The sequence below is a fragment of the Bradyrhizobium sp. genome, from assembly GCF_049519115.1.
Classification (GTDB): domain Bacteria; phylum Pseudomonadota; class Alphaproteobacteria; order Rhizobiales; family Xanthobacteraceae; genus Bradyrhizobium.
This window is the reverse complement of the sequence record NZ_JBEKRB010000052.1, coordinates 32,515-58,737: the sequence shown is the minus strand read 5'-3', so window position 1 is coordinate 58,737 and position 26,223 is coordinate 32,515. Positions and strand designations below refer to the sequence as shown.

Annotated in this window: 17 protein-coding genes and 1 pseudogene; 4 read left to right on the top strand and 14 right to left on the bottom strand. The window is 57.0% G+C overall.

The window, feature by feature from the left end; genetic code table 11:
• Positions 1-149, top strand: a pseudogene (locus tag ABSE61_RS29220) (IS5/IS1182 family transposase); the annotation flags it as partial.
• A gap of 1,174 nt (positions 150-1,323) precedes the next feature.
• Here ABSE61_RS29220 and ABSE61_RS29215 read toward each other — a convergent pair.
• The 3 genes from ABSE61_RS29215 to ABSE61_RS29205 form a co-directional block, all read right to left on the bottom strand.
• Positions 1,324-1,533, bottom strand: coding sequence for a hypothetical protein (locus ABSE61_RS29215; RefSeq protein ID WP_423874636.1), 210 nt, complete (start codon positions 1,531-1,533; stop codon positions 1,324-1,326).
• Between the two features lie 389 nt (positions 1,534-1,922).
• Complete coding sequence (locus ABSE61_RS29210; RefSeq protein ID WP_423874635.1) at positions 1,923-3,038, bottom strand: DUF2336 domain-containing protein; 1,116 nt, start codon at positions 3,036-3,038, stop codon at positions 1,923-1,925.
• A gap of 299 nt (positions 3,039-3,337) precedes the next feature.
• A complete protein-coding gene (locus ABSE61_RS29205) occupies positions 3,338-7,858 on the bottom strand; it encodes a beta strand repeat-containing protein (RefSeq protein WP_423874634.1) in 4,521 nt (1,506 codons plus the stop codon).
• 213 nt (positions 7,859-8,071) lie between these two features.
• On the opposite strand from ABSE61_RS29205, the gene ABSE61_RS29200 reads away from it, so the two are divergent.
• Genes ABSE61_RS29200 through ABSE61_RS29190 form a run of 3 tightly spaced genes read left to right on the top strand, consistent with a single transcriptional unit; the run spans position 8,072 to position 13,514 of the window.
• A complete protein-coding gene (locus ABSE61_RS29200; RefSeq protein WP_423874633.1) occupies positions 8,072-9,841 on the top strand; it encodes a peptidase domain-containing ABC transporter in 1,770 nt (589 codons plus the stop codon).
• The gene (locus ABSE61_RS29195) at positions 9,838-12,093 is read left to right on the top strand and encodes a peptidase domain-containing ABC transporter (protein ID WP_423874632.1); all 2,256 of its coding nucleotides are present in this window, start codon (positions 9,838-9,840) and stop codon (positions 12,091-12,093) included. The genes ABSE61_RS29200 and ABSE61_RS29195 overlap by 4 nt, the downstream gene beginning before the upstream one ends.
• Positions 12,094-12,137: 44 nt before the next feature.
• The gene (locus ABSE61_RS29190; protein WP_423874631.1) at positions 12,138-13,514 is read left to right on the top strand and encodes an HlyD family type I secretion periplasmic adaptor subunit; all 1,377 of its coding nucleotides are present in this window, start codon (positions 12,138-12,140) and stop codon (positions 13,512-13,514) included.
• Between the two features lie 482 nt (positions 13,515-13,996).
• On the opposite strand, the gene ABSE61_RS29185 is transcribed toward ABSE61_RS29190, so the two are convergent.
• The 11 genes from ABSE61_RS29185 to ABSE61_RS29135 all read right to left on the bottom strand — a co-directional run bounded on the left by ABSE61_RS29185 (position 13,997) and on the right by ABSE61_RS29135 (position 26,124).
• Positions 13,997-14,491 carry an NUDIX domain-containing protein gene (locus ABSE61_RS29185; protein WP_423874630.1) on the bottom strand — a complete coding sequence of 165 codons (495 nt, stop codon included), beginning with the start codon at positions 14,489-14,491 and terminating at the stop codon, positions 13,997-13,999.
• 538 nt (positions 14,492-15,029) lie between these two features.
• On the bottom strand, positions 15,030-15,941 hold the full coding sequence (locus tag ABSE61_RS29180) for a hypothetical protein (protein WP_423874629.1): 912 nt from the start codon (positions 15,939-15,941) through the stop codon (positions 15,030-15,032).
• A gap of 497 nt (positions 15,942-16,438) precedes the next feature.
• On the bottom strand, positions 16,439-16,753 hold the full coding sequence (locus ABSE61_RS29175; protein ID WP_423874628.1) for a hypothetical protein: 315 nt from the start codon (positions 16,751-16,753) through the stop codon (positions 16,439-16,441).
• Positions 16,754-16,902: 149 nt separating this feature from the next.
• A complete protein-coding gene (locus ABSE61_RS29170) occupies positions 16,903-17,064 on the bottom strand; it encodes a hypothetical protein (RefSeq protein ID WP_423874627.1) in 162 nt (53 codons plus the stop codon).
• A 110-nt stretch (positions 17,065-17,174) separates the two neighbouring features.
• Entirely contained in the window at positions 17,175-17,378 is a 204-nt protein-coding gene (locus ABSE61_RS29165; protein WP_423874626.1) for a hypothetical protein, read from the bottom strand.
• A gap of 940 nt (positions 17,379-18,318) precedes the next feature.
• A complete protein-coding gene (gene cydB / locus ABSE61_RS29160) occupies positions 18,319-19,305 on the bottom strand; it encodes a cytochrome d ubiquinol oxidase subunit II (RefSeq protein ID WP_423874625.1) in 987 nt (328 codons plus the stop codon).
• The gene (locus tag ABSE61_RS29155; RefSeq protein ID WP_423874624.1) at positions 19,305-20,723 is read right to left on the bottom strand and encodes a cytochrome ubiquinol oxidase subunit I; all 1,419 of its coding nucleotides are present in this window, start codon (positions 20,721-20,723) and stop codon (positions 19,305-19,307) included. The genes cydB and ABSE61_RS29155 overlap by 1 nt, the downstream gene beginning before the upstream one ends.
• Before the next feature lie 120 nt (positions 20,724-20,843).
• A complete protein-coding gene (gene poxB, locus ABSE61_RS29150; protein ID WP_423874638.1) occupies positions 20,844-22,544 on the bottom strand; it encodes a ubiquinone-dependent pyruvate dehydrogenase in 1,701 nt (566 codons plus the stop codon).
• 263 nt (positions 22,545-22,807) lie between these two features.
• Positions 22,808-23,815 (bottom strand): efflux RND transporter periplasmic adaptor subunit, encoded by a 1,008-nt coding sequence (locus ABSE61_RS29145; protein ID WP_423874623.1) that lies wholly within the window; start codon positions 23,813-23,815, stop codon positions 22,808-22,810.
• Between the two features lie 45 nt (positions 23,816-23,860).
• On the bottom strand, positions 23,861-24,064 hold the full coding sequence (locus ABSE61_RS29140; protein WP_423874622.1) for a DUF1656 domain-containing protein: 204 nt from the start codon (positions 24,062-24,064) through the stop codon (positions 23,861-23,863).
• Positions 24,064-26,124, bottom strand: a complete 2,061-nt coding sequence (locus ABSE61_RS29135) for an FUSC family protein (RefSeq protein WP_423874621.1) — start codon at positions 26,122-26,124, stop codon at positions 24,064-24,066. The genes ABSE61_RS29140 and ABSE61_RS29135 overlap by 1 nt, the downstream gene beginning before the upstream one ends.
• Positions 26,125-26,223: the final 99 nt, after the last annotated feature.

Below are 26,223 nucleotides of genomic sequence, written 5' to 3'. Positions count from 1 at the left end.
ATCTCAAGGGCCGCGAAGGCGACCGCATCAACGCTGTGCTCGCCGCCGCTGGCCACAATTTCAGCTTGCTACTGCGCTGGTTCCGGCAATTTTTGCGCGTCCTGCTACTGATCTTCGGTCAGCCCCTCGCACCGCCGCGCCTCGCATAACCCGTCGCTCCGAGTTCTTCACAACCGACTACTTAAGCTCGAACGAATCGGTGATCTCTTTTCTCAGTTCGACAAGATTTCTCACCACTACGCACGCGTTGCGTGCCTGCTCTGGAGTAGCGGCATAGTCGTTTGCATGAACAACGAAATCTCTCAATATCTTCCTTGAGACGCCTTACTGCGTTGTCCAGGATATCTCATTGTAACCAGCCGCTTCTTGTCGGCAAATTGAGTGAACAAAAAGCGCGGCACGAAACGCAATGCTGCCGCTTATCCCAGACCCTTTAAAGGCTTGTACCAAGATCGCTGGGAAGGCGACCTCCTCCATTACACCGGCATGGGACCTCACTCCGCTTGCGGAGCGCTTCATCGCCTGCACGCACAAGGTCGATGCGGCGTACCGGCGGTCGAAAAACATATCAGCGACTTCCGCTATCCACGCACAACCTCTATTGCGAAACGCAGCCGGTCCATACATTCGTGCCAGAAGGGGACTTTACTGCAAATCCTTCCAAAACTCGATTTCATAAGGGCGGTAGCCGAGAGCCGAATACGTTTGGATGGCCGCTTGGCGATGGTGATTGAAGGCCGGCGCGTTCCACGCCCACCAGCGTGGGCTGGGGCGCGCCTCGATCGATGCAAATGGTGCGCCGACTGAGTGGGAACGGCCGGTCCTTGGGTAGGCCGTGGCGGGGCGCGTCGGCTCTTGAAGGACCAAGCCACTGAGAGCAATATGTGACGTGTTTGTTGCGTCCAGGGGTGGGTGTAATAATGGATAGTCAATTTATAAAGCAGTGTGCCGCACATTGCCGCTCTCTCGCCGAGAAGGCTGACCCTTTTATCAAGCGACGGTTGCTAGATCTGGCCGTGAGCTACGACGCCAAGTTGGATCGCCCGCCGGAGAAACGTACCTTGGGAATACCCGGTACTCTGCTGGTAGCGCAATTGCAGAACAAGTCGGGCACCGGATAGCAGGGCAACTAACCGATAAGCGAGAGTGATATGTCGGCCATTCCGCCTGTTGTTTGAAATTAGCCAAAGTAACATTCGACAATCAGTGTTGCACCATGCTCAGAGCGATTGCTTCGGAATGGCTGAAGCTAGCGGAACCATCATGTGAGAGCGGCTAGCTTAGCCTCACAGTGACGCCGGTGCAGTGCGCGAACTGCGGTGGTTAGTGCCGGAGGGCGAACGTCAAACGCAAACGATTTGCGATTTCTTCAACTCGCCTCTGATATCCAATTAGACCGCCTGGAGAGGCTACTACTGTCGGCTGCCACCCATAAGCGTGATCTTGGCGAACCTGGATCTCAATCTCGTTCACGCCCAGTGAAGAAACAATCATGTCTGATAGTTGTTCGGCAGTTTTGAGTTCTTTGCTCATTGAGACATCGCCTATCTAAAGCCCCGAAACTTAATTCTATCGCTCGCTTTCCATTTCCCGCGAGTCGATGTGCGCAGTAACCTTGATTGGTTAGGTTAATGGCCTCGTCCGCACGAAGACTCCAAGTCCCTGGACTACCGCCGGCCGTCGCCCGTGCCATCATCAAAGACCGTGCCGTCAACTTCATCTAAGCATATCCCATGAAGCGCAACGAGGTTAGGGCTGCGGCAGCTTCACGTGCGACGGAAGCATCAAAGGCCGCGGGACAAGGCGCTGAGACTTTCCGACGTGAAGGCAATGTTTCTCGAGATGCGGAATCCAGCGCCTCCCCATAGGGGGAGAGAATCTGCGCTCCGCGGCATTGTCTCCGACCGCGAAGTTTGAGCACTCTATCTCACAGTATGAAGTTGAGGCAGGCGTCGATCATCGAAATCCGACGATGCCGTCTGCTTACGTAACTTGTAGGCCTCCAGAACGCCTCGTGCCATTTCCGCACTCAGCCCAGCAAATTCTCGTTTCGCGGTCTCAAGTTCATTCACCGAGATGCGATGATCGGGCGCGCCAAGGAACAACAGCGCCATCGTCGTCTCCCACGAAAACGCAAGGGCCTTAGCCAGGATCAGCGCAATTTCATGGTTCTTGTCGAGCAGCACGCGTTCGACTACGTCGACGGGCAGTGAGCATAGCAGCGCGAGGCCAACCGTTGCTTCCGCGAACCTGTGCGACTGAGCGTATTCGAAGATCTCCTTCTGATTTAGATTTCCGCGGTGATATTGTTTTGCCACTTCCCTTTTTGCATCGAAATGGTCCTTCGAGGCAGGGCCGAATTTCGATTGCATTGCGCCCGTGACGTCCGTTACCAAACTGTTTATCTGGTTCACGGCTTCCGGGCGCTCACGCTCCAGCCGCTTTTTCGTATTTTGCGACGCCTTTGCGATCAATTGCTGAAATACATGCCTCGGGATGTCCCTGCGGTAACCCAACTGCTCGAACAGAATTGAATCGCCTTCGGAACGCTTAATCATATGCAGGATGCCTGTATCGGAGAAACGAGCGCCGTCATTCTTGGCGACCGAACGCACAACCTCCTGACTTCCTCGGACCACAAGCTCATCTGTCAGTTCCTCGCAGAGGGACCTTCTCTTCGAGATCGCTAGCAGGTGGTCCTGGCTTTTGGACCTGGCGTTGGCAATTAGGGTCCGGGTATCGAGGCGTCCAGATTGACGAAGGACGGGACCTGCGACCGCAATCGCGTCGTCAAACGCGAGTTTTTTGATCACTTTAAAGGGTGCATTGTCAGATCGGGCCAGCCGCTTTGACAGTCGGGCGCGGGTCGCAGTTTCAATATCCTGCTCCAGCCTGCCTATTATTTCTCCAAACATCCAGATTTCGTCTTCGGAATACCGACCCACTATCAATAGGTCGGTCGCATACCACAATGCCCGCTCGCGGCTCTCAGCCGACCCTTGCGAGACAGCGACCTCTAATTCTTGAAGAAACGACACCGTTTTCTCACTTAAATTAAACTAACGTGGAATTCGGAAATGCAGATCCATCAGACGCCACAACGGGATAAACTCCCGCGCAACTACAATCGATAGGTCGCCACCCTGGTGGCGAGATGTCCAAATAGGCGATCAGTCAGAAATCAATACCAATTCGTGAACTCTACGAAGATTTCCTTATCAAATTATACACATCGGCGGTCGTGCCGCTGCAAGAGAATGGATGATCGCTTGAGTGCGATTTGTGCGGGCATGCAAATACCGCTTCCGAATTTTAGTTCAAATCACGATAGCTGTGATCAATATTTCACGTGATCAATGTGCTGAAGAGTGATGTGGTCCGCCGCGCTGCCATCCATGTGATTCACCGTGATCACGGCATGGTCTCCCTGGGCGAACGTTATGGCGTGATCGGAATTGGCTGCCCCATCGACGACTAAGCCAGTCCAACTTTGGACCACATGGCCATCTGCCGCGTAGTCGGTGAGATTGAAGCTCGCATTCTGCCCTATATTGTGAAGGTCGACAGCATCGGTCCAATTGGGGTTGCCATTGAGCGTAATGTTTCCAGTATGCGAAGCAATGAAGAACGTATCGTTGTGATCGGCCACCGCCAGATTGAGACCCTCACTGACAGACTGACCGTGGGCGTCAGTGGCGGTTATCGTAATTGGGTTGTTGCCGAGGTCGCTATCGGCCGGCGTGCCGGCGATCAGGCCGGTATGGGAATCGATGGTGAGGCCGTTCGGCAGTGAGGCCGAGTAAGTCAGCGTGTCGCCGGCAACCGGGGCGGTGAAATAACCGGCAGCATTCAGCGAGAAAGCCTGGCCCTCGTAGGCGCTCTGGTCGGGAATGGCGGTAGCGGCCGGCCCGCTGTCGCCAACGGTCAGATTGAAGCTCTCGCTGATCGTTTGACCATGCGCATCGGTTGCGGTCACGGTGATCGGGTCGCTGGCGGGGACTGCCGAGATCGTGAAAGTACCGTCCTGCTCAGACCAGGACGTCCCGTGGGGAGCAAGAGTTTCGATAAGCTGGTATTGGCCGTTTTGGTAAAAGATATTGTATTCAAGGTTATTGGAGGTGAAGAGGATTCCGCCGTAATCGAGCGACGGACTGCTGTTCGCAAGCAGAACGTTATCATAAATAAAAACGCCGTCGGGGCTTATTGATTCGGCGGCAGAGTTGGGATTGCTGATCAGATTGTCGATCGCCGCGCCGTTCGGTCCGACCACAGATCCCGCAATTCCAGTGATGTCATATCCTCCGCTCGCATCAAGCGAGCTGGCAGTCGTGAGTTGTCCGCTGACGGTAAAGGATCCGTCGAACGACGTGAAATTGAAATTGTAGGCGTGCGCGCTGCTGGTGTAGTCGCTGTCGGTCGGAGTGCCGGAGATGACGCCGGTATGAGGATCGATGGTCAGGCCTACAGGCAGGGAGGCCGAGTAGGTCAGCGTGTCACCGGCGGCGGGGACGGCGAAGTGGCTGGCGACGTTGAGCGAGAAGGCTTGGCCCTCATTGGCGCTCTGGTCGGGAATAGTTGTGGCAGTCGGCCCACTGTCGGCAACAGCCAGATGGAAGGTTTCGCTGATCGCCTTGCCATGCGCGTCGGTAGCAGTGACCGTGATGGTGTGGCTGCCGAAGTCGCTATCGGTCGGAGTTCCCGAGATCACTCCGGTGTTGTGGTCAATGCTGAGCCCGGTCGGCAGCGACCCCGAGTAGGTCAGCGCGTCGCCGGCAGCAGGGGCGGAAAAGTGGCTGGCGACGTTGAGCGAGAAGGCCTGGCCCTCATAACTGCTCTGGTCGGCGATAGCGGTGGCGGTCGGTCCGCTGTCGCCAACAGCCAGATGGAAGCTCTCGCTGACCGCCTTGCCATGGGCGTCAGTCGCCGTCACCGTGATCGTGTGGTTGCCGAAGTCGCTGTCAGTTGGAATTCCCGAGATCACTCCGGTGTTGTGGTCGATGCTAAGCCCGGTCGGCAGTAAGGCGGAGAAAGTCAGCGTGTCGCCCGCGGCGGGAGCAGTGAAGTGGCTCGCAACATTGAGCGAGAAGGCCTGGCCCTCATAACCGCTCTGGCTTGCGATGGTGGAGGCGGTCGGCCCGCTGTCGCCAACAGCTAGATGGAAGCTCTCGCTGACTGCCTTGCCATGGGCGTCAGTCGCCGTGACCGTGACCACATTATTGCCGAAGTCGCTGTCGGTCGGAGTTCCCGAGATCAAGCCGGTGTTGTGGTCAATGCTAAGGCCGGTCGGGAGTGAGGCGGAGAAAGTCAGTGTGTCGCCGGCGGCTGGAGCCTTGAAGTGGCTCGCGACATTGATCGAAAAGGTCTTGCCCTCATAGGCACTCTGGTTTGCTATGGTGGTGGCGGTCGGTCCGCTGTCGCCAACGGTCAGATGGAACGTCTCGCTGACCGCCTTGCCATGCGCGTCAGTGGCCGTGACCGTGATGGTGTTGTTGCCGAAGTCGCTGTCGGTCGGCGTGCCGGAGATGACACCGGTATGGGCGTTGATGCTAAGGCCAGCCGGCAGCGAGGCCGAATAGGTCAGCGCGTCGCCGGCGGCGGGAGCCTTGAAGTGGCTCGCGACATTGATCGAGAAGGCCTTGCCCTCATAGCCGCTCTGATCGACGATGGCGGTGGCGGTCGGTCCGCTGTCGCCAACAGCCAGATGGAAGGTCTCGCTGATGGCCTTGCCGTGGGCGTCGGTCGCCGTAACTGTGATGGTGTTGTTGCCGAAGTCGCCATCGGTCGGAGTTCCCGAGATCACGCCAGTATGGGCATTGATGCTGAGGCCGGCCGGCAGCAAGGCCGAATAGGTCAGAGCGTCGCCGGCAGCAGGGGCGGTGAAGTGGTTGGCGATGCTGAACGAGAAGGCCTTGCCCTCATAGGCATTTTGGTCGGCGATGACGGTGGCGGTCGGTCCACTGTCGCCAACAGCCAGATGGAAGGTCTCGCTGATGGCCTTGCCATGGGCGTCTGTCGCCGTGACTGTGACCGTGTGGTTGCCGAAGTCGCTGTCGGTTGGCGTGCCGGAGATGATACCGGTATGGGCGTTGATGCTGAGGCCGGCCGGTAATGATGCCGAGAATGTCAGGATGTCGCCGGCAGCAGGGGCGGCAAAGTGGCCGGCGACGTTAAGCGAGAAGGCCTGGCCCTCATAGCCGCTCTGGTCGGCGATGGCGGTGGCGGTCGGCCCGCCGTCGCCAACGGTCAGGTGGAAAGTCTCGCTAACCGCCTTGCCATGGGCATCGGTCGCCGTGACCGTGATGGTATGGTTGCCGAAGTCGCTGTCGGTTGGCGTGCCGGAGATGACACCGGTGTTGCGATCAATACTGAGACCGGTCGGCAGTGAGGCGGAGAAAGTAAGGGTGTCGCCGCCAGCAGGAGCGATAAAATGGCTGGCGGCATTGAGCGAGAAGGCCTGGCCTTCATAGCTGCTTTGGCTTGCGATGGCCGTGGCGGTCGGCCCGCTGTCGCCGACGGTCAGATGGAAGGTCTCGCTGATCGCCTTGCCATGGGCGTCGGTCGCCGTGACCGTGATGGTGCTGTTGCCGAAGTCGCTGTCGGTCGGAGTTCCGGAGATGACGCCGGTATGGGCGTTGATACTAAGCCCGGCCGGCAGCGAGGCCGAATAGGTCAGCACGTCGTCGGCAGCAGGCGCGGAAAAGTGGCTCGCGATGTTGAGCGAGAAGGCCTTGCCCTCATAGCCGATCTGGTTGGCGACGGCCGTGGCAGTCGGCCCGCTGTCGCCGACGGTTAGATCGAAGCTCTCGCTGATCGCCTTGCCACGGGCGTCAGTTGCCGTCACCGTGATCGTGTTGTTGCCGAAGTCGCTGTCGGTCGGCGTGCCGGAGATGACACCGGAGTGCGCGTTGATGCTTAGCCCGGCCGGTAATGATGCCGAGTAGGTCAGGGTGTCGCCGGCGGCAGGGGCGGTGAAGTGGCTCGCAATATTGAGTGAGAAGGACTTGCCCTCATAAGCGCTCTGGGCGGCGATAGCGGTCACGGTCGGCCCGCTGTCGCCAACAGCCAGATGAAAGCTCTCGCTGATCGCTTTGCCATTGGCGTCGGTCGCCGTCACCGTGATGGTATTGTTGCCGAAGTCGCTGTCGGTCGGAATTCCCGAGATGACACCGGTAAGGGAATTGATGCTGAGGCCGACCGGCAGCGAGGCAGAGAAGGTCAGAGTGTCGCCAGCAGCCGAAGCAATAAAATGGCCGGCGACATTGAGAGAGAAAGCCTTGCCCTCATAACCACTTTGATCGGCGATGGGGGTTGCTGCTAGGCCGCGGACGCCCGCAGCGGGATCGAAATTCGCGCTGACCGCATGAGCATGTGCTTCGGTCGTCTGCGCTGCAATCGGCACGTTGCCGAAGTCGCCGCCGGTCCGGGCGCGAGAAATACTGCCGGTATAGTCGTCCATGTGAACGCCGGGTAGCGAGGCCGACGTCAGCCTATCGCTGGTGGCAGGACCGGCGGGGCGACCGGCAACGCTGGACGAGAATGTCTGGCCCTCAAGGCCGCTCAACTCCGCAATGACGGCGGAAGGTGCTCCGCTTCCGCCAACAGCCAGATGGAACCTTTCGTTGACCGGTTGGCCAGAGACTGCTCCTACGCCCGAATTGAATACCGATCCCGAATTAATTGGAGTCTGAACCGTGGGGACATATTTTGCGTCTGCGCCATGGTGCAGGTTCGGATTCGTCAGGTCGTAGCCGCTTTCATCCCCTTGGCCGTGCGCCACGGGGTAGACAACGCCCGGCGTTTTCCGGGCGGCTTTGTCCAAGCGATCGAGCGCGAGCGTCAAAAGATCGTTGTCAGACATGTAGCACCTGAAAACCGCGGATCGGGTACAAGCAAATCTAACGGCAATAGATTAAATTCGTTGGCACCGATCCTGTGTTGTTCGCGGCCTCGGCGTTAACATCTTGGAAATGCTTTGCGTGCGCATTCGCGCCGCCGGATTTACCTTAACGTGGCGCTAAGCGAATCCAGTGAATAATGAGCGAGTTTTTAATGATGTATTGGCGTATCCGTTTTGTCCCTCACAAGCTTCATTTCGGCTTTCAAGCCTCAAATAAATCGGCGGCCTCAAAGCCGACGTTCGGACCGCGTCGAACGAAAGAGCCGAGACAAATCCGTCTCTTCTAACGCGGGCGCCCTTCATGAGCCAACCGTTCCCGAGGCAATCTATTTTGCTTCGTTTGTTATCAATCTATTGGCTTTGTCACTGCCGCTTTCGATTATGCAGGTGTACGATCGGGTCATTCCAAACCGATCTTTGTCGACGCTGGCATGGTTGTTTTTCGGCCTTGCGGTGGCACTGTTTATTGACTTCATTTTGAAGGCCGTGAGGTCAACCCTCTTATCCTGGCAGGCTACGCGCTTTGCCCGAAATGTGGAAAACGAAGCGGTTGCTCGCTTTCTTCGCGCGCCAAACGGAGCCTTTGAGCGCGAGCCCGCCGCTGTGCACGTGAACCGCTACGCTGCCGCAGCAGCACTTGCTGACTATCATAGCGGTCAAGCGCGTTTGGTATTGATCGATCTTCCTTTCGTAGGGATCGCGCTGGTGGTGATGGCGATCGTCGGCGGCCCAATGGTTTTCGTTCCCGCGAGCCTATTCCTTGGATTCGCAGCGCTTGCCATCGGTCGCGCTCGAAAATTTCGCAGAATACTCGATGCACGTACCGAACAGGACAATCGGAAATACGATTTTATCGCGGAAGTATTAGCAGGAATCCACACCATCAAGGCCATGGCGATGGAGCCGCAGATGCAGCGGCGCTTTGAACGGCTGCAAGAAGCGGTGGCCAAGACTACCATGTCCTCGATCTTGACTGGCCAGGCTAACCAATCCGCCGCCCTGCTTTTTGGTAGCGTGTCGCAACTGATCGTCGTCGCGATTGGAGGCACCCAGGTCATTAACGACCAGCTAAGCATGGGGGCTCTCGCTTGTTGCACGTTGCTGTCGGGTCAAATTCTGCAGCCTCTTCTGCGCGCAATTTCTCTCTGGACCGAGCAGGAGACTGTTGCCCATCGTCGAGCTGAAGTTAAATCACTGCTCGATTTGCCTGAGGCTGGTGGTTCAGCGGAAGCTCATTCCGCGATCGATGGCAATATCAGATTTGAAAAGGTAATTTTCAGACACCCGGACGATCCCAATCACCCCCTGTGTGTGAGCGATATTTCCATCGAGGCTGGCGCCATTATCGGTGTCGAGGGAAAGGAAGGTTCGGGACGGACCACGCTGCTGAATTTGGTCATGGGAGAGATCGCACCCGCAACGGGCTGCATCACGATCGACGGCATATCGACATCGGTTCCCCGATTCGCGTCGATGCGTCGGCAAATTGCCTATGTCGGCGCTTCGCCTGTCATATTTTCAGGCACCATCATGGAAAATCTGACCATGTTTGGTCCTGAGAAGCGGGACTTTGCGCGCAAGATGACGCAGCTCCTGGGTCTCGAAACGACCATTAATCTTCTGCCGGATGGATATGAGACGAAGCTTGGCGAGGGCATCGCCGAAGACCTTCCGACGTCGATTGCTCAACAGATAAACATTGTGCGGGCGCTAACCAACCGTCCGCGCATCCTTGCGCTCGACGAAGCCAATGTCCCCTTGGACGCCATTGCCGAGCCCGCCATGAACAGGGCACTCAACTTTCTGCGCGGAAGCCTCACCATAATCGTTGTAACGCACCGCCCATCTTTACTGGCTTTGTGTGATCATCGATTGATCGTTCACGACGGCCACGTCGACTGGCTTTTCCCCTCCCTCGATGACTCACGGAAGCTTGCGACGTGACAACATCAGCCAAGTTCGAAGCAGACCCGAGCGGCGAAATCCCTCTCGCGTCGGGGACAATCGAAAACCAGGTGCACGCAAATCTAGCGCGTCTTGCCGCTGAGTTTGGCGGCGGAACTACCGAGTCGTCGGCTACGGCGGAAGACGCTCTGATCGGCACGATCAACGACATAGTTCGTCCCGAGACACCGGCAGAATCGTGCCTCGCTCCCGCGCTCGCATTGTTTGGTTGGGCCGGTGAAGGGCGGCTAATTCGGGAAGCGTTGCCGCACTTTGACCGGATCGAAAATATCGAGGCGTTGCGTCGCGTACTTTGCTTGTTGGGCTATGGAACAAACGGACGTTTCGTGAGGTTGTCAGGAATAAAACCTCACGCCTTGCCTTGTCTGTTCACACGTGACGGCACGGACGTCACGTTGATCGTGGAGCGTGAATTGGACGGCACGCTGCTCGCCTTCGACGGCGATGTCGCGGCGTGGAAAACAATCGGGCCGGCCAATCAGTCCGGCTGGGCATTTTCCATATGGGATCAGTCAGTCGACATCGAAGGTCTCGAACAAGGCGTGTCATGGCTGTTGGCCGCTATTAAACAGTTCAAACCTACAATCGTAGCCACACTCGGACTCAGTCTGCTAGGTAATATTGCTGCGCTCGCGCTGCCGATTTTTGTTATCGCCGTGTACGATTTAGGGATCGGCACGAGGTCGGCAAATACGATTGTCATGTTTGCGATAGGCGCCGGCATCGTAATCGCCACGAATCTGGCGCTGCGCAGCGTCCGCGCGCGAGCGATGGCTTATTTTGGCGCCCGGATAGATGCGCTGATCGGCATGAAGGCATTCGAAGTGATCCTGAATATGCCGGTTTCAATGGTCGAAGCTGCACCTGTCGATACTCAGATTTCACGGCTGAGACAGTTCGAAAGTATGCGCGATTTCTTTACTGGAACTTTGGCTTCATCTGTCGTTGATGTTCCATTCATATTTATTTTTCTTATTGCGATTGCACTGTGGGGAGGAAATCTCGTGTGGGTCCCGATTTCTCTTATCGGGGTCTATATTGGGCTCTCAGTTATAACAGTGCCGATCACGCGCAAATTTGCTCGTGCTATCAGCTTTGCCAAGCAACGCCGCAATATTTTGCTTCGTGAGATACTCACCAAGCGTCGCGCTATTCGGGCGCTTAGCGCTGAAGATGTCTGGATTGCGCGACACCAAGACCTGGTCGAGCTGATCGCGGACCAAACCCATCGAGCGCACAGGTTCAATAGCATCGTTCAAAATATAGGCGAGCTTCTGGTTAGTATTGCAGGCGTCGCGACACTGGGACTTGGCGCCTTAAGTGTAACCAAAGGCTCGATGACCTCGGGCGCGCTGATTGGCACCATGGCCCTTGTGTGGCGAGTGCTGTCTCCGCTTCAATCAACGTACCTTTCGTTGCCTCGGATCGCGCAGGCGTTGCAGACGTTTGGACAAATTGACAGGCTGATGAAAATCAGGAGCGAACGGGGGACCCGGGCACCACAATCCTTTTTCCGTCAGTTCAGGGGAAAGCTGTCCGTGCAGCGTCTTGCTTTTCGGTACCCGCAAAAGGCGGAGGCGGTGCTGCGTGGTGTGCAGCTCGAGATCAGGCCGGGCGAGACGATCGCTGTCACCGGAGCGAGCGGTTCAGGGAAAACAACGCTACTGAGACTCTTAGCCGGTCTTTATTCGCCTACCCTAGGCGCAGTACTCGCCGATGATATGGATTTGCGGCAGATTGATCCGACCGAATGGCGTTCTCAGATTGCCTTTCTGCCGGAGACGGCAAATTTCTTTTACGGCACCTTGGCACAAAACATTCGCCTATCTCGGCCGGAAGCCAGTGATGACGATGTGTTGCGGGTTCTGAAAGAAATGGGACTAGATGGTGAAGATCACCTGATGCGGGAGGGAATCGATCGTCGGCTCACTGCGGCAGATTTTGATAACTTCCCCGACGCCTTGAAACAAAGATTGGCTCTCGCTCGTTGCTTCGTGAAGAACGCCCCCATCTATCTGCTCGACAATCCGGCAGCGTCTCTCGACACGGCATCGGAACTGCATTTGCTGAGGAAGCTTGGCTCGCTGAAGGGACGTGCGACGATCGTATTCACGACTTTTCGCCCGAGCCATATGCGATTGGCCGACCGCTTGATCCTTTTGAAGGACGGTCAGGTAGCTCAGGATGGACCGCCCGATAGGGTCTTGGAGCGTATGTCAACGGCTGCCTAGTATATTGTTAATGCGAACTCCCTATTATTCGGTGTGAAACTGCTTTGAGGCTTATTGCTTTGCTGCCGATACTCACGAGGCGGATCGAAATCACGCGACGTCTTACCCAACCGCTTGCGTTGGAAGATGGTCGCGCGCCGCGCATTTTAGTGGCTACCCTCATTACGATTTCCGGCTTTGTCATTGCGACCATCGCTTGGGCATCGGTGACACGGGTGCGTGAAGTCACAATCGCTCAAGGTCAAATATTACCTCGGGGTCAAATCCAGGCGGTTCAGCATCTCGAAGGCGGTATCGTCGCCGAAATTTTTGTCAGGGAAGGATCGAAGGTAACAGCCGATGAGCCTCTCGTTCGACTCCGGCCAGAAACGTCGGTCGGGGAACGAGACCAGTTTGAGGCAAGGCGCGCCGCGTTAAAACTTCAACTTATCCGTCTTGAGGCACAGAGCCGTAACGAAACTCCAGAATTTGGAGAGCTGGCTAAGAAATTTCCGGTTTTGGCAATAGAACAGGAAAAGCTCTATGTCAGCGCGGTTATTCAAAGGCGGCAGGAACGCGCAACGCTTGCAGCCAAAATTGCGCAGAAGCAAGGCGAAATAGCCACGCTAGCCACTGGCGTTGAGTCCGCGAGAGCGCAGGTAGACGTCCAGCTTGAGCTGGTCGAAATGCAGGAAAACCTCAAAAACCTTGGAACTGGATCAAGAAAGAGCTGGCTCGAAGCCAAGTCCACGCTCCAGCGCAGCGAAGGTGACCGGCTAAACCTACAGGGCAAGCTCGACACTGCGAAGGAAGCTCTGGTGGAGGCGGAGAGCAGTTTGGCAGAAGCAGATGCCAAGGCACAGCAGAAGTTGAGTGAGGACAGGGTCAAGGCGGGATCTGACCTTGCGGAAACCGAACAACAGTTGGTTAAGCTTCAGGATCGCTCCGAGCGCTTGTTAGTCCGTGCGCCAACGGATGGGATTGTCCAAGAACTCGCTCCGAAATCAATCGGGGAGGTCGTTCGACCGGGTGACCTCATCGCGCGCATAGTGCCGACCGGCTCAGAATTGGTTGCTGAGGTACACATCGACCCAAAAGACTCCGGCCACATACGACTGGACGCGGATGCCGAGATACGTCTGTTGACATATGACAGCACGATCTTCGGGCCGGTTCGGGGAAAAGTCGAATACGTCTCGGCTACGACCTTTTCGCCTCCACCGAGTCAACAAAATCAACCTGGCCAAAATGCGCCCTCCGAGCCTTACTATAAGGCTACAATACGTCTCTTACAGGATCATGTGCGATCCGGTGCTACCGATTACCCAATTGCGCCGGGAATGGTTCTGCAAGCCCATATTCAGACCGGCTCAAAATCGATCGTTAGATATATGTTTAAGCCTGTTTTCAATTCTCTCGATGCCGCCTTTACCGAGCGATGAAGCAGACGATCTTTCGCGAAGCGAATTTGTATGGCCGTATCTTCGTTTGCGAGGAGATTCGATCCATATTCTCTGGCACGAAACCACAAACCCAAAGCGGTTATTGGCACGCGTATGGCCCCTGCCGGTAAGAGGGGCGAGCCCTACCAAAGATTTGCGTGACCGCAAGTTATCCGCATTACGATCGCTTTATTTATGGCGGACTTCAGCCGAGACTTTTTACGGTAGGCCCTAACGGACAGGCATCCGAACGGTCAGGCCTCTTCGAACGAATTCATCAGGGGCCCTGATGGCGCTGAAGCGAATGGCAGGTGCAGTCACGGACCAGGTAAGCCTCGACAGCGTGCGCGAGCAATATGGTTGTCGCTCCCAAGCCGTGCCATTGACATTCGCAACATCGGTCGCCATCCGCTCGCGTCGGTCGGAAGCTTTCAGCCTTCAAGGATCGTGAACATTGCAGTAGCGTTGCGCGGTCACTTAAATTAGCCCGGCGGAATCGTCCTGTCGAGATAGACGGCGACCGGCCCGGTCAGCGCCATGCCGCGCAACTCACTCGGCGATATCAGCCGTGCGCCGATGATCTCGCGGTTGTCGAGCTGTAACTCGGGCAGCCGATCCAGTCGTAGTTCAAAGAAATGCACTTTATCTCTTCGCCCGTCCCAGAGGCCCAAGGCGTCGCCCACGGCGACCAGCGGGAATGCTCCGGCGAGGCCGATCTCTTCTGCCAGCTCGCGCCGAGCCGCTTCTTCAGGCGTCTCACCCTGCCGGACAGTGCCGCCGGGAAAGTTCCATTCGATCCTATACGACGAGCGCACCAGCAGTAGCGCCTGACCGACGTAGAGAGCCACGAGCGCCCCCTCATGCTGCTGGTGGCGCAGTCGCCACCAGATGCGGGCAAGCGGGAAACCGACTCGGTATGCTGTCCGCAAGGCAGCGTCGAGAAGCGTCGAACGTCGAGCTTGTCCAAGGTCTGACATGGATCAACCTCTCCTTTGCCGGTAAGAGAAACAGCTTTTCGCCGGCACTGGGTCTCGGGCTGTTGTCCCAACTACTTGTGGTGCCCCTGAAGCCGAGCCGTCGACATTCGAACGATGCCCAACTCCATATGCTGCGAGCCGACCAGGTGATCGAAGAGGCCTGCTTGCCGCAGCATGAGTCTGTTTTTGCGCAAAGCAGACTGGCGTCGTAACGGATGATGCAGGCCGCGCGAGGTAATCAGATTTCTGGCGAACATCGCAGCGGTTTCGGCCGCAGTACCAAGGGTAATGGCTGTCGCTGTCGAGAACCTAATTGGGCCCGCCCTACAAGTATCTGAGCCGCTCAAATTCTTGCGGCGACAGACGCGATAGCCGAACGGGTCCGCAAGCTCGGGGGAACGACGATCCGTTCCATCGGTCATATTTCCCGTCTTCAGCCGAGGAAGAACCGACATTCAATTCGGGTTCAGCCATATCGGCTTTTGACCCAGCAATTGTGCAAGAGAGCCAGTTTCGGCAATCGTCCACCGACTCGCGTTTACTGTGGTTTAGGGCGCAAGTAACTTGCATCCTGCGTCCGCGCTCTGATCGGTGACGCTGGAGGGGTTGGTGACACTGGAGACGTTGGCACCGCCCTACGGGTCGAGTTGGCAATCGCTAGCGGTGAGGACACCAGCGTTCTAGGCCGCTGCTTCTGGTCTGGAACCCCGACGCGCGCGACTTGCTCTTGGCTTTCCTTGAGCTGCGCGGCGATGCCAGCGATCAGGTCTTGGCTTGCCTTAAGCTGGCCCGCGAGGTTGCCATTGTCGCGAGCCATTTGAGATTGCATCGTCCTGATATCTCCGATGAGGTCAGCGTTGTGACGCGTTATTTCCAGCGTTGCATTGAGATGTTCGGTCAGCTCTGTATTTTCTTGGACGATTTGCGAATGCTGGGCCTTAAGCTGGTCGATCCCGTGCTCCACGTTCGCGAGTTCACGTGCTATTGTCTGAATCTGCTGCACCATCTCGGGAGCGATTGGAGTAACTGTCGGGGCGGGCTGAACGGTGGCCTGAGGCTGGGGTTCGGGAGACACCGCCTTTGTCGTGGCTGCCAAATCCGGTTTATTGGGCGAGGGGCGTATTGGCGCCTCTTCCTTCTTTATCGACACGGATGAAGTTACCGCTGGCTCAAGTGCGATTTGCCCGTGGCTCGACTGCCGCGCAAACACGGCGACGCCGATGCAGGTCAGCGTCAGCAGGCCGGCGAGGCTCCGCAACATGAGCCTGCTGCTGCGCGAAGACATTTCGAACGGCATGCGAGATCGTGGGTCAGGAAGAGCGGGCGTCTCTTTTTTTTCGTTTTGATCAAGACGCGTCCACCTTACGTCTGCCCGCCCGATCAGCCTGTGGGCTTCAGCGATAGCGGCAAGCGCTGCGTCGCTCGGGGGCGAGAGATCCGTGGCGCGCATCGAAGTTTCCTATTACGTTCCTCGGCACCCCGAAGCGGGGCGGGTTATTTGACGACCCGGGATGCCACACACTGACCGCAAATTTGACCAAAAACATGGCGACGCACCACGTTTCCGCCTCCGATTAAATACGGCCTATGACCTTTTGGCGCGACTCTGCCACCTGAACTTTTCGAAGAGGGCCCTGCCATTCGCTATGCAGCGCTACGAGTTTGCTTACCCGTTGCGTCATAGGCAGCAGAGCATGCGCTTCAGGCCGAACGGCCAGGTCCCTTAACGAACCCACCGTTCCTCGTGAAGCGCCGCAATCGCCGCAATAGACGGCGGCTTCTCGTGAGGCTAGTTGTGGATTTTCAATCTTTATTCCAAGACAACCGCAATTGTGGCAGACCATCTGAAAGTCGACACCGATACTCATAATGAAACTCCCGAGATTGAAATACCATTCTCTCGGCCCGCCTCATCCTCCCAGGGAACTTCTTATGCAGAGAATTATCTCAACCGATTGCTCCGTCATGACGGAAATATTGTTGCAGGCTTGAAGTCGACGCAAGCAGAAACGGCATCATTGATTGACCATAACCTGGGCATTCGGCGGAAATACTGTGCTTCGGGTTGTTGAGTTGTTGAGCAAGGCGACCTGCGAGAATAGTCAGTGGTCCGAGTATGATCGCCGCCGCCAGCCCAGCATCTGAATGAAAAATCAGGAGTTGATATCGGATCTGGATGACGCCGCAATAAAACTCGACCGTTAAGCTTGATACCAGCTGTCCTGGGATAACCTTACCGAGTGCAGAGCGCGCTAAAGCCAAAGGGACGATCGGCCGCCAAGGGACTTTCTTGTAGCCACTTCGCCAGTCTGCTCACGACGGAAACATTTAATGTTCGCTTGACGGTAATGTTCGCTTGACGGCGGGATGAGCCGCTCGGAGGTGTCGCATATCGAGCGGTTTCAATTCAGCTAAGAGGCGTGCCAGCCATCCGGGAACGGATAAAACGGCCAAGCAATACTGTTGTCGTTGGCGGCCGGTGGGTTGCCTTTCTTGATCGCAAGGTCCGATGCGTCGTCCACATCTACTTGGCAATACTCACGGATTCGATCCTTGCGCTCTTTCGGTCTCATTTCGCTTCTCCACGCCCAGTCATCATCGTCCGATTGCGACTTGGTAACGCCTTATAAAGGCGTGACGTCCAAGACGCGCCGGTAGAGCAGGGCAGCTTTGATTGTCCGCGCTATTCCAGCGTGCCTGGATGATCATTTTCGTTCGACGAATTGTTTGGACTCATAAATTGCAGGATTGCCAAAGCAAGTCGCTCTTCAGACAAGCGTTGTTCGACGAACCGCAACTCAATGTCGCTCAAGCCGGATTTGAGGAGGCCGTGATAATGATCAATGTTGCGTTGGTGGAAACGAAGGCGACTAGCTCTTTCACTCATAAACGCCACTCCCGATGTCGTCGGACTCGAAAGGTCGTATCCCAGCCGGGCATGCTACCGAGGCTTGAAATCGTCAATGTCGCGCAGCTAAGCAGATGTCGCGTGGCACGCATGTGAGTTAGATCACAATAACGGTCATTCCCGACGACTCATTTGAACCTCAGAACCCGTGAAATTGGGTTCGGCTTTCGCAGATTTACGCGAGAAAAAGGACTTTAATGCCGATAAGTTTAGCGCGAAATGCGGGTTGGAAAATGCGGCGACCCGACATTGCGAAGCTCCGATGTCGCAGGCACGGTCGAGTGGCGTATCCATCAAGAGGCGTGGGTCTGCCTCGTATTTAGATTTTTAGAGCCCTGAAATTGTCCCCACGACGAAGGATTTTTTCGGTGCCGGGGCTAACTCCCAGCCCGCCGCAAACTTGTTCATAACTGAAAAATTATGTGGGGTTGAGTGTCGTTCACTGACCATAAATATAAACAATATCAATTAATTGGTGATACTTCATGGCGGAGGGAGAGAAACTGGATTCGAAACCTCTCCACGTAGACCCGCGTAACCCAGCGTAACCTAGCTAGCGTACGGCGGCGGCAATACCCCCGTCAGGGACTCTCCGAGGGACTAAAACGTGGCACGCAGGGAGCTGGCCAAGCCGGCTCAGATTCAGTCTCCCGGTGGCCCCAGAATCCCAACCAACTGGAAATGCAGGGGCTCTCCGGCCAATTCCCTCGGGTAAGGTGTAACACTACGTTGGTATAGACGTTGCTGTTTTTAATTTACTCTAATTTCGGCCAGCCAGATATTTGAAGGACGTATCAATCTTTTTCGATGCCGTCCCTCGGCATCCAAACCTAAATCGATGATCGCAAAAGAGGCGCCATAGGCACAGTCTGGTCACCAGTAGTGCTGATCATTTGACCCAACGGAACTCCGCACTCCCTCAGTGGTATTCAGCGTTCGGATCGACCTTTCCCTTAAAGACGAAATAAACCACGAGTGTGTAGACTAATGTGACGGGTAGCACGAACACGCCGGCGCCCCAGAAAAGGAACGCGACGCTCTCGGACGGCGCGACCGCCTGCTGGATCGTGATCGAGAACGGTACCATGTAGGGATAGAACGATACCGCGAGCGTTCCAAACGCCGCGCCAAAGATCGCAAGACCGCAGAGGAATGGTACGAGCGGATATTTGTTTCGGATCGCAAAATAAAAGACAGAGCAAGCCACAAGTCCGAAGACCGGAAATGCCGCCAATCCTGGCTGTTCAAGCCAACGATGCATCACCCGCAAGTCTAGCGCGAGCGCCAGCGCAAACACCGCGGCAAGGAATAACAAAACAGCCATCATCAACTTGGGCAGCAGTCGAAAGGCGAACGACTGCACATCCGCGGATGTCCTGTAGGTCAACCAGCCAGCGCCGAGCAGACAGTAGCCGAGGCAAAGGCCTAGCCCGCAGAGTAGCGCAAACGGCGAGATCCATCCAAAGGGGCCGCCGACATAACGGTCGTTCTCGATTGCGAGCCCTTCAACAAGAGCACCCACAGCGGTGCCCTGGATGAAAGCTGCGATGAATGATCCGCCGGAAAATCCGATATCCCAGAACCAGCGAAAACGAATGCTCTTGTAGCGAAATTCAAACGCCAGGCCCCGAAATATCAGTGCGACCAGCATGACGATCAGCGGCAGGTATAGTGCAGATAGCAGTGTCGCGTATACCAGCGGGAAAATCCCAAATAGAATCGATGCAGCAATAATGAGCCAGGTCTCGTTGCCGTCCCAAACCGGTGAGATCGCAGCCAGCATATGGCGGCGCGCGGTTTCGTTCGGAGCAAACGGAAACAACATGCCGACGCCAAGGTCAAAGCCGTCCAGCGTCACATAAAGCAGGATTGAAAGGCCAAGCGCAAAGGTCCAGAAGCTGATCATTAACCCATCTCCGGTGTTGGCGCTACAGCCTGCACGCCGGGGCTGCGCCCCGTTATTGATAGCGGCCGCTTCGGATTGGTTGTCGCGCCGTCAAACGATGGCAAATGAACTGGGCCGCGCCGCAAAAGCCGATAGATGTAGACGGCTCCGGCCAGAAAAATCAGCGCGTAAATGACGAAAAAAATCACGAGTGACACCGCGACCTGCGGCGTTGTTAGAAACGGCGTTACGGCGTCAGCCGTCCGAATCTGTCCGTAGATGGTCCAGGGCTGCCGGCCTACCTCCGCGGTAAACCATCCGGTCAGTGTTGCAATAAAGCCCAGCGGAAACGAACAGAAAGTGGCCCACAAGAACCAGCGCTTTCGTTCCAGCCCCCCACTCGTCATGAAAAGCGTGCCAAGCCACGCGAGTCCGAGCATCAAAAGGCCGCACCCGACCATGATGCGGAATGCAAAGAACGGGATCAACACCGGAGGTCGGTCAGCAACAGGAAAGCTCGTCAACCCGACCTCCTTACTGTGGAGGCTCAAGGAGCCGATTAAGCTGCCAAGGTAAGGAATACTCACTGCATAGCGATTGCGTTCGTTCGCTTGATCCGGCCAGGCAATCAGCACTTCCGATGCCGGCTCCTCGTCGTGCCAACGCGCTTCAATGGCAGCGAACTTGGCCGGCTGCTTGTCATGGGTGTAGTCGCCGACTAGATGTCCGAAGACCAACTGGATCGGCACCAGGATGGCGGCAATCCCAAGCCCCATGCGAAGCATGACACGCGCATCGGATTTGAAAGTGCCGCGGAGCAGATGCCATGCCCCGGTCGCTGCAACGCAGAACGCCGAGGTGAGATAGGCCGCCAAAACCATGTGCGGAAAGCGAACCCAGGCGACAGGGCTGAAGATAATAGCAGACCAATCAGTGGGGATGAAAACGCCGTCCTGTCGAATTGTGAAGCCTACCGGCCACTGCATCCAGCTATTGCTGACCATAATCCAAAACGCGGAGAGGCTCGTCCCCGCCGCAACCATGAAACAGGACATCAGATAGAACCATTTCGGAACTCTTTTCCGACCGAACATCAGCACGCCGAAGAATGCCGCCTCGAGGGCAAATGCTGTAAAGCTTTCATACCCAAGCAATGGTCCTTGGATGGAGCCTGCTCGACGCGACAGTTCGCTCCAGTTTGTGCCGAACTGGAACGCCATGACGATTCCGGTGACCACGCCGATGCCGAAGGCGACACCGAAAATACCTAACCAGAAGTCGAACAGGCGTCGATAGACCGGGCGAAGCGTCACAAGCCACATCGCCTCCAGGAGGGTAAGCCACGCCGCAAGGCCGATCGTGAATGCGGGAAAAATGATGTGAAAGGCCAGCGTAAAAGCGAACTGGATTCGCGAAAGCAACAGTGCGGATACGCCCATGGTTCAGCTCCAGCCGATGGGAACGGTCAAATTGGGGATGGATCGGGCCGAAGCCGCGAGCGGCCTTCGGCCCGATACGAGCTGCGACTCAACGCAACAAGTTGGTCCGCGCTACATCGATCAAACATCGATCAATTCGGTGCCTCGCCCGCTAATGACAGCGCGCATGGCCCACAGACCGAAACCCTTCACCTGTTCCAGATTGATGCTGGGAGGCATCGCGAGCTCCTGAGTATTTGTGACCACGTCGAGCAGCGCTGGCCCGTCATGTGCGAGAATCTCCTTGATCGCGTCTTCCAGTTCGCCGGGATCATCAACGCGACGGGCATGAACCCCAATAGCCCGCGCCATTGCCGCAAAATCCGGATTTGTGAGCGAGGTACCCATCTCGACAAAGCCGCTGGCCTTCATTTCCAATGCGACAAATCCCAACACATGATTGTCAAACACCACAATTTTGACCGGGAGCTTCTGCTGCACCAGCGTCAGGAAATCGCCCATCAGCATCGAAAATCCGCCGTCTCCCGAGAGGCTGATGACTTGCCGGCCAGGGAAAGCAGCTTGGGCGCCAATCGCTTGCGGCATCGCGTTAGCCATCGAGCCGTGCGCGAGCGAGCCTATCATTCGCCGGCGGCCGTTCATCTTTAGATAGCGAGCCGCCCAAACGGTCGGCGTTCCCACGTCGAAGGTGAAGACCGCGTCGTCGGAGGCGTGCTTGTCGATCAGTTTGGCGACATATTGCGGGTGAATCGGCTTGCGGCCAGGCTTGCCCGTCGCGAGTTCGTCGAGGCCGGCGCGCGCCTTACGATAATTGGCAAGTCCGTCGTCGAGGTGGGACCGGTCGGTCTTGGTGTTCAGCTTCGGCAACAGCGCAGCAATGGTCGCCCCGACATCGCCGACCAGACCCTGATCGAGCCTTGTTCGTCGTCCGAGATTCTCTGGACGGAGGTCGATCTGCACGATCTTCGAGTTGGTCGGATAAAATTGCCGATACGGGAAATCTGTACCCAGCATCAGCAAAGTGTCGCAATCCAGCATGGCGTGATAGCCAGAGCTGAAGCCGATCAAACCGGTCATGCCGACGTCGAACGGATTATCGTATTCGACATACTCCTTGCCGCCCAAGGCATGCACCACCGGCGACTTCAGCGTTTCGGCTAATTTCAGCAACATCTCGTGCGCGCCGGCGCAGCCTCGCCCGCACAGCAGCGTCGTCCGCTTGCTTTCGTTGAGCAGCCGGGCCAACGCGTCAAGTTCGCGATCTTCCGGAACGACGACGGGCTGACGGACCGCAATCGCGCGCCCAGCCGAAATTGGCGCCGACAACGATTGCAGTGCCACGTCCCCGGGGATCACAACGACCGCGACGCCCCGGCGGCCCACTGCCGCTCGGATTGCTGACTCGATCACGGAGGGAAGCTGCTCGGGATGGGAGACGAGTTCGCAGTAGTGGCTACACTCGCGAAACAACGACTCTGGATGAGTTTCCTGAAAATAACCGCGGCCGATTTCCGCACTTGGAATATGCGCTGCGATGGCCAACACCGGGACGCGCGAGCGATGACAATCGAAAAGACCATTGATCAAATGCAGATTGCCGGGACCACAGCTGCCGGCACAGACGGCGAGTTCGCCCGTCAAATGCGCCTCCGCGCCGGCGGCGAAAGCTGCGGTCTCCTCATGCCGGGTATGGATCCAGTCGATATCGCCGCGCTGGCGCAGCGATTCCGTAATTCCATTGAGGCTATCGCCGACAACGCCATAAATGCGGCGGACGCCAACTGAGTGGAGCATCTCCGTAATAGCGTCAGCCACTTTCATGGTTTTGTCTTCGGTACGGAGCATATGCGTGACAACGTTCATGATCTTATCTCCGGAAAGTTTGAGGCCAGCGGGTCTTTGGCGGACGACGAATTGCCGATTTCGGCGTGCCAAACTCCACCTTATCTAGCGACCGCGTGCTGAACGCTCTTGGACGAAAGCGACATCCGTTGCTGCATTCTGCGGGAACGCGGGTGTTATGCACGGCCCCGCAGCAGTTTCATTTCAGGTCGATAAGGAATAGTCGATTACGGTCCGTTGGCTCATCGTGGCGGCCACGCACCTAAACTCTTACGGTCTCGCTTCAGCTGTCCGTCTGGCGTCGCCGAAGCAGCGGAAGCTACGGTCTTGTGCTGAGGTTCAATCTGCACGGTCGCTGTGATACCGGCTACGAGTTGAATACCGTCCGGCACTTGATCGATGTGAATACGTACTGGCACGCGCTGCGCCAGGCGCACCCATGTAAAGATCGGATTCACCGACGCCAGCCCGGCTTGATCCGGCTGTGCGTTCGGGACGTTAATGCCACGGGAAACGCCGCCGACATGACCATGAATGATCTCGCTGTAACCCATCAGCTTGATATTTGCTGGATCGCCCTCGTGGATCTTTTCGAGGCTGGTTTCCTCGAAATAGGCATCGACCCAAAAAGAATTTGCATCAACAATCGCGACCGTCTTTTGACCTATGGTGGCGAAGTCACCGATTTGGGTCAAAAGGTTGGTGACGTAACCATCGACCGGCGAGAGAATGCGGGTACGATCGAGGTTCACCCGTGCCTGGTCCAGGTTCGATAGCGCTTTCTGATAGCTGGCTCGGGCAACCTGCGCGTTACTTTCATAACTCTGCTTTTCTTCAACCGAGGTCGACAGGGTGCTCAATTCCTGTCGGCGTTTCGCCTCTCGATCGAGATTCTGTGCGTTGGCCTGAGCCTGTTGTACTGTTGCTTCGGCCAAACTAACGGCGATCCGGTAGTCGGTCGGGTCTATCGCCATCAAGAGATCGCCCTTGTGCACGAACTGATTATCGGCAACCGGGAGTTCGACGACACGTCCGGCGACTTCGGATGCCATCGTCACCACATAGGCGCGCACCTGGCCGTCGCGCGTCCAGGGCGCGCGGAGGTACGCCTCCCACATCGCCCACGCCAGCAGTATTGCAACCAAGACCGTGCCGATCGTGACCAGAAATCGAGCGTTCTGGTCGTACGATTTCTTCCTGCTAACACGCTTATTCGGCGGGCTCGAAACATCGCCTCCGTCGTCGTTCATCGTAAGGGGAGTCAAGCTCAGATCGACGTGTGACATAAGCGCACCTCAACGGGCAACGATAAGGACGATGGATGAGAGCACGATCATGTAGATGGCAAGCACGAACAGTGCCGGATGCCAAACATGCCGCAGCAAGCCAACATGATCCGCTACACGGCGCAGCGCGATCAAGACGAGCCAAGCCGCAACGATCATCAAGGAGATCGGAGCGACATAGACCCCGAAGATGTTGACCTCGGTGAAACCCACTATGTCGCTCCCGAATCGAAATAGGCAGCATGACCAGCAAGCGCCTCCGATACCGCGAGAACGCTGCCACGGGCCCTGAGCCTCAGCTGCTCTTCCGGCCGGGTGCTAGGCACCGCGGCCAGTATTCGATCGAGTCGGCCAAAGCGTTCAACAGCAACAACGCTCTCACCTAGCGCTACGACTTCGAGCGCCGAATTTAGCTCGATCTCTACGTGGAATCGGCGGGCTAAACGGCGCAGCCGAATCGTTTCGGTCCCTACCGAAAGTGCGGCCAGGAGCTGCGCACGCTGTAACGGTTCAGCCTGCTCTGGCATCGCCGAGAGGCGACTGTAGATGCGGCCTTCCCATTCGTGCGGTGTCCACACAATCGAACCTCGCATCAGGCGGTGCAAATCCCGCAGCGTGAGCGTCAAAAGCCTGCGGACTTGGAGCGCTGGCGATAGTTGCGGTAGCAAGCGGAAAGCTAGTGCCGCGGCGCCCACGCCTGCGACAACCGCCAACGCGGAATTATAGAATTGCTGGGTGTCGTAGCTTGCAGTGTTCGCAGGTGAAACCAATGGCAAAAAGATCACGGCCGTCGCCATGAACGTTGGTGTTTTCCGCAGGGCCATCAGCATGCCTATCGGCACAAGGACGAGCCCAATCGCGAGGCTAAGGCCCTCAAACGTTGTCAGGCCAGGTAGTACCGCAAATTTTACGATCGCTGCGAATGCCGCAGCCAGGCCGGCCCCAATCATGTAACTTATGCTGTTCGAGTAAGCTTGACTGGCGCGCGGCGAAAACAGGATGACGCCGATCGCGGCGAAGACCAAGGCCTGGGCGCCGCTCGGCCATGCAGTTGCTATCCAGAAAAGCTCGACGGCGCCTACCGTGACGAAGATGCGGGCAGCATTCACGAACGCAGGAAGCGGATCGGCTACACTGAACCAGACGGACCGGGACCTCGGGGGATTTCTAGCAGGATCAACCAGCAGCATTAATCCGTCGAGCGCGCGCTTAATGCCGATAAACCCCTCGGCCGTCCGGTCGGCGAGCAATCGGAGCGACGGCGTGTCGGCCGGTAAGGTTGTCAGAGACCTGATCGTTGAAGTGCAGGTCTTGCGCCAAGTTGAAGGATCAGCCACCCAGTTTGCGGCATCACCATGCACCGGTACTGAGCGCAATTCTGGCGGGATGTATTCAAGTACAATGTCGGTTTCCCGCTGACCGTTGTCACGCAGAAAATCCAGATGGAAGGCTGCGGCCCGCCAGCCGGACAAGGCTGCGAAGAGGCCTCCTATTGCCGCCTGCAATACCGGCGAATGAGGACGAAGGTCCGAAGAGTCTCCGAGCGCTTCGTCTATCACGGGGTCGAGCGCGGCGACACGTCGGATGAAATCGCGCCGTACCAGGCGCGTTCTGGATTGCTCCGGCCCAGCCAGCAAGAGCGTGCCGGTAAGCCTTCCGGTGATTTCAGACGCAATCGTAGCGAGCTGGACGGCAAGGCGGTGTCGGGCCCCGCCGAAATCTGTCCCGGCGAGCACCACACCCGCGCAAATAATGCCGATACAGATTTCGGTTGCGCGTGTGATCGCCAAGATTAGCACGTCGCCGTTCGCGCCACCGACCGCGCCGACCTCGTCGCTCGCAATGATTGCGGCGGTGATACCTGCCAGCGCTGCGCCGTAGCTCGCAAAGTTGCGCAGGAGCGTGGCCACGAGCCCGCAAACGGCACCCCAGAGAGCCAAACCAAAGAGGAAACCAAGGCGGTCTTGCACAAAGAATGCCGTCAGCACTACGATCGCCACCGCGCCGACCGCCGTGCCGATCATCCGGAACCAAGCTTTGCGGAGGGAGGCACCAAGACTTGGCTGACAGACGGCGGCCGCGGAAGCACCGGCCCAATACGCGTTGTCGAGTTGAAGCCAGAACGCGATATACAGCGCGAGGCACACTGAGGCCCAAAGCCGTAATCCGAACAGAAGGGCCGGAACTGCGGAGCGCAACGCGGCCATGGCTTGCTCCGCATTGAGCAGGTCGGATCGGGATTTTGGCGGTGTGCGAAGGCTCGCCTGGCTCATCTGTCCCTCCTGCGATCGCCGATACCCGGCGTGTGGCGTCGCAGACCACGGGCATCATGGCTTTCCGCACATCGCCGCCATTAACGCGTTTACCGGTGA

Bases quoted from the DNA above. Each gene is read 5' to 3' on its own strand.
- ABSE61_RS29215 (WP_423874636.1), bottom strand. From the start codon at position 1,533: ATGAGCAAAGAACTCAAAACTGCCGAACAACTATCAGACATGATTGTT.
- ABSE61_RS29205 (WP_423874634.1), bottom strand. From the start codon at position 7,858: ATGTCTGACAACGATCTTTTGACGCTCGCGCTCGATCGCTTGGACAAA.
- ABSE61_RS29145 (WP_423874623.1), bottom strand. From the start codon at position 23,815: ATGAACGACGACGGAGGCGATGTTTCGAGCCCGCCGAATAAGCGTGTT.
- ABSE61_RS29185 (WP_423874630.1), bottom strand. From the start codon at position 14,491: ATGTCAGACCTTGGACAAGCTCGACGTTCGACGCTTCTCGACGCTGCC.
- ABSE61_RS29155 (WP_423874624.1), bottom strand. From the start codon at position 20,723: ATGGGCGTATCCGCACTGTTGCTTTCGCGAATCCAGTTCGCTTTTACG.
- ABSE61_RS29135 (WP_423874621.1), bottom strand. From the start codon at position 26,124: ATGAGCCAGGCGAGCCTTCGCACACCGCCAAAATCCCGATCCGACCTG.
- ABSE61_RS29170 (WP_423874627.1), bottom strand. From the start codon at position 17,064: ATGAGACCGAAAGAGCGCAAGGATCGAATCCGTGAGTATTGCCAAGTA.
- ABSE61_RS29165 (WP_423874626.1), bottom strand. From the start codon at position 17,378: ATGAGTGAAAGAGCTAGTCGCCTTCGTTTCCACCAACGCAACATTGAT.
- poxB (WP_423874638.1), bottom strand. From the start codon at position 22,544: ATGAAAGTGGCTGACGCTATTACGGAGATGCTCCACTCAGTTGGCGTC.
- cydB (WP_423874625.1), bottom strand. From the start codon at position 19,305: ATGATCAGCTTCTGGACCTTTGCGCTTGGCCTTTCAATCCTGCTTTAT.
- ABSE61_RS29180 (WP_423874629.1), bottom strand. From the start codon at position 15,941: ATGCGCGCCACGGATCTCTCGCCCCCGAGCGACGCAGCGCTTGCCGCT.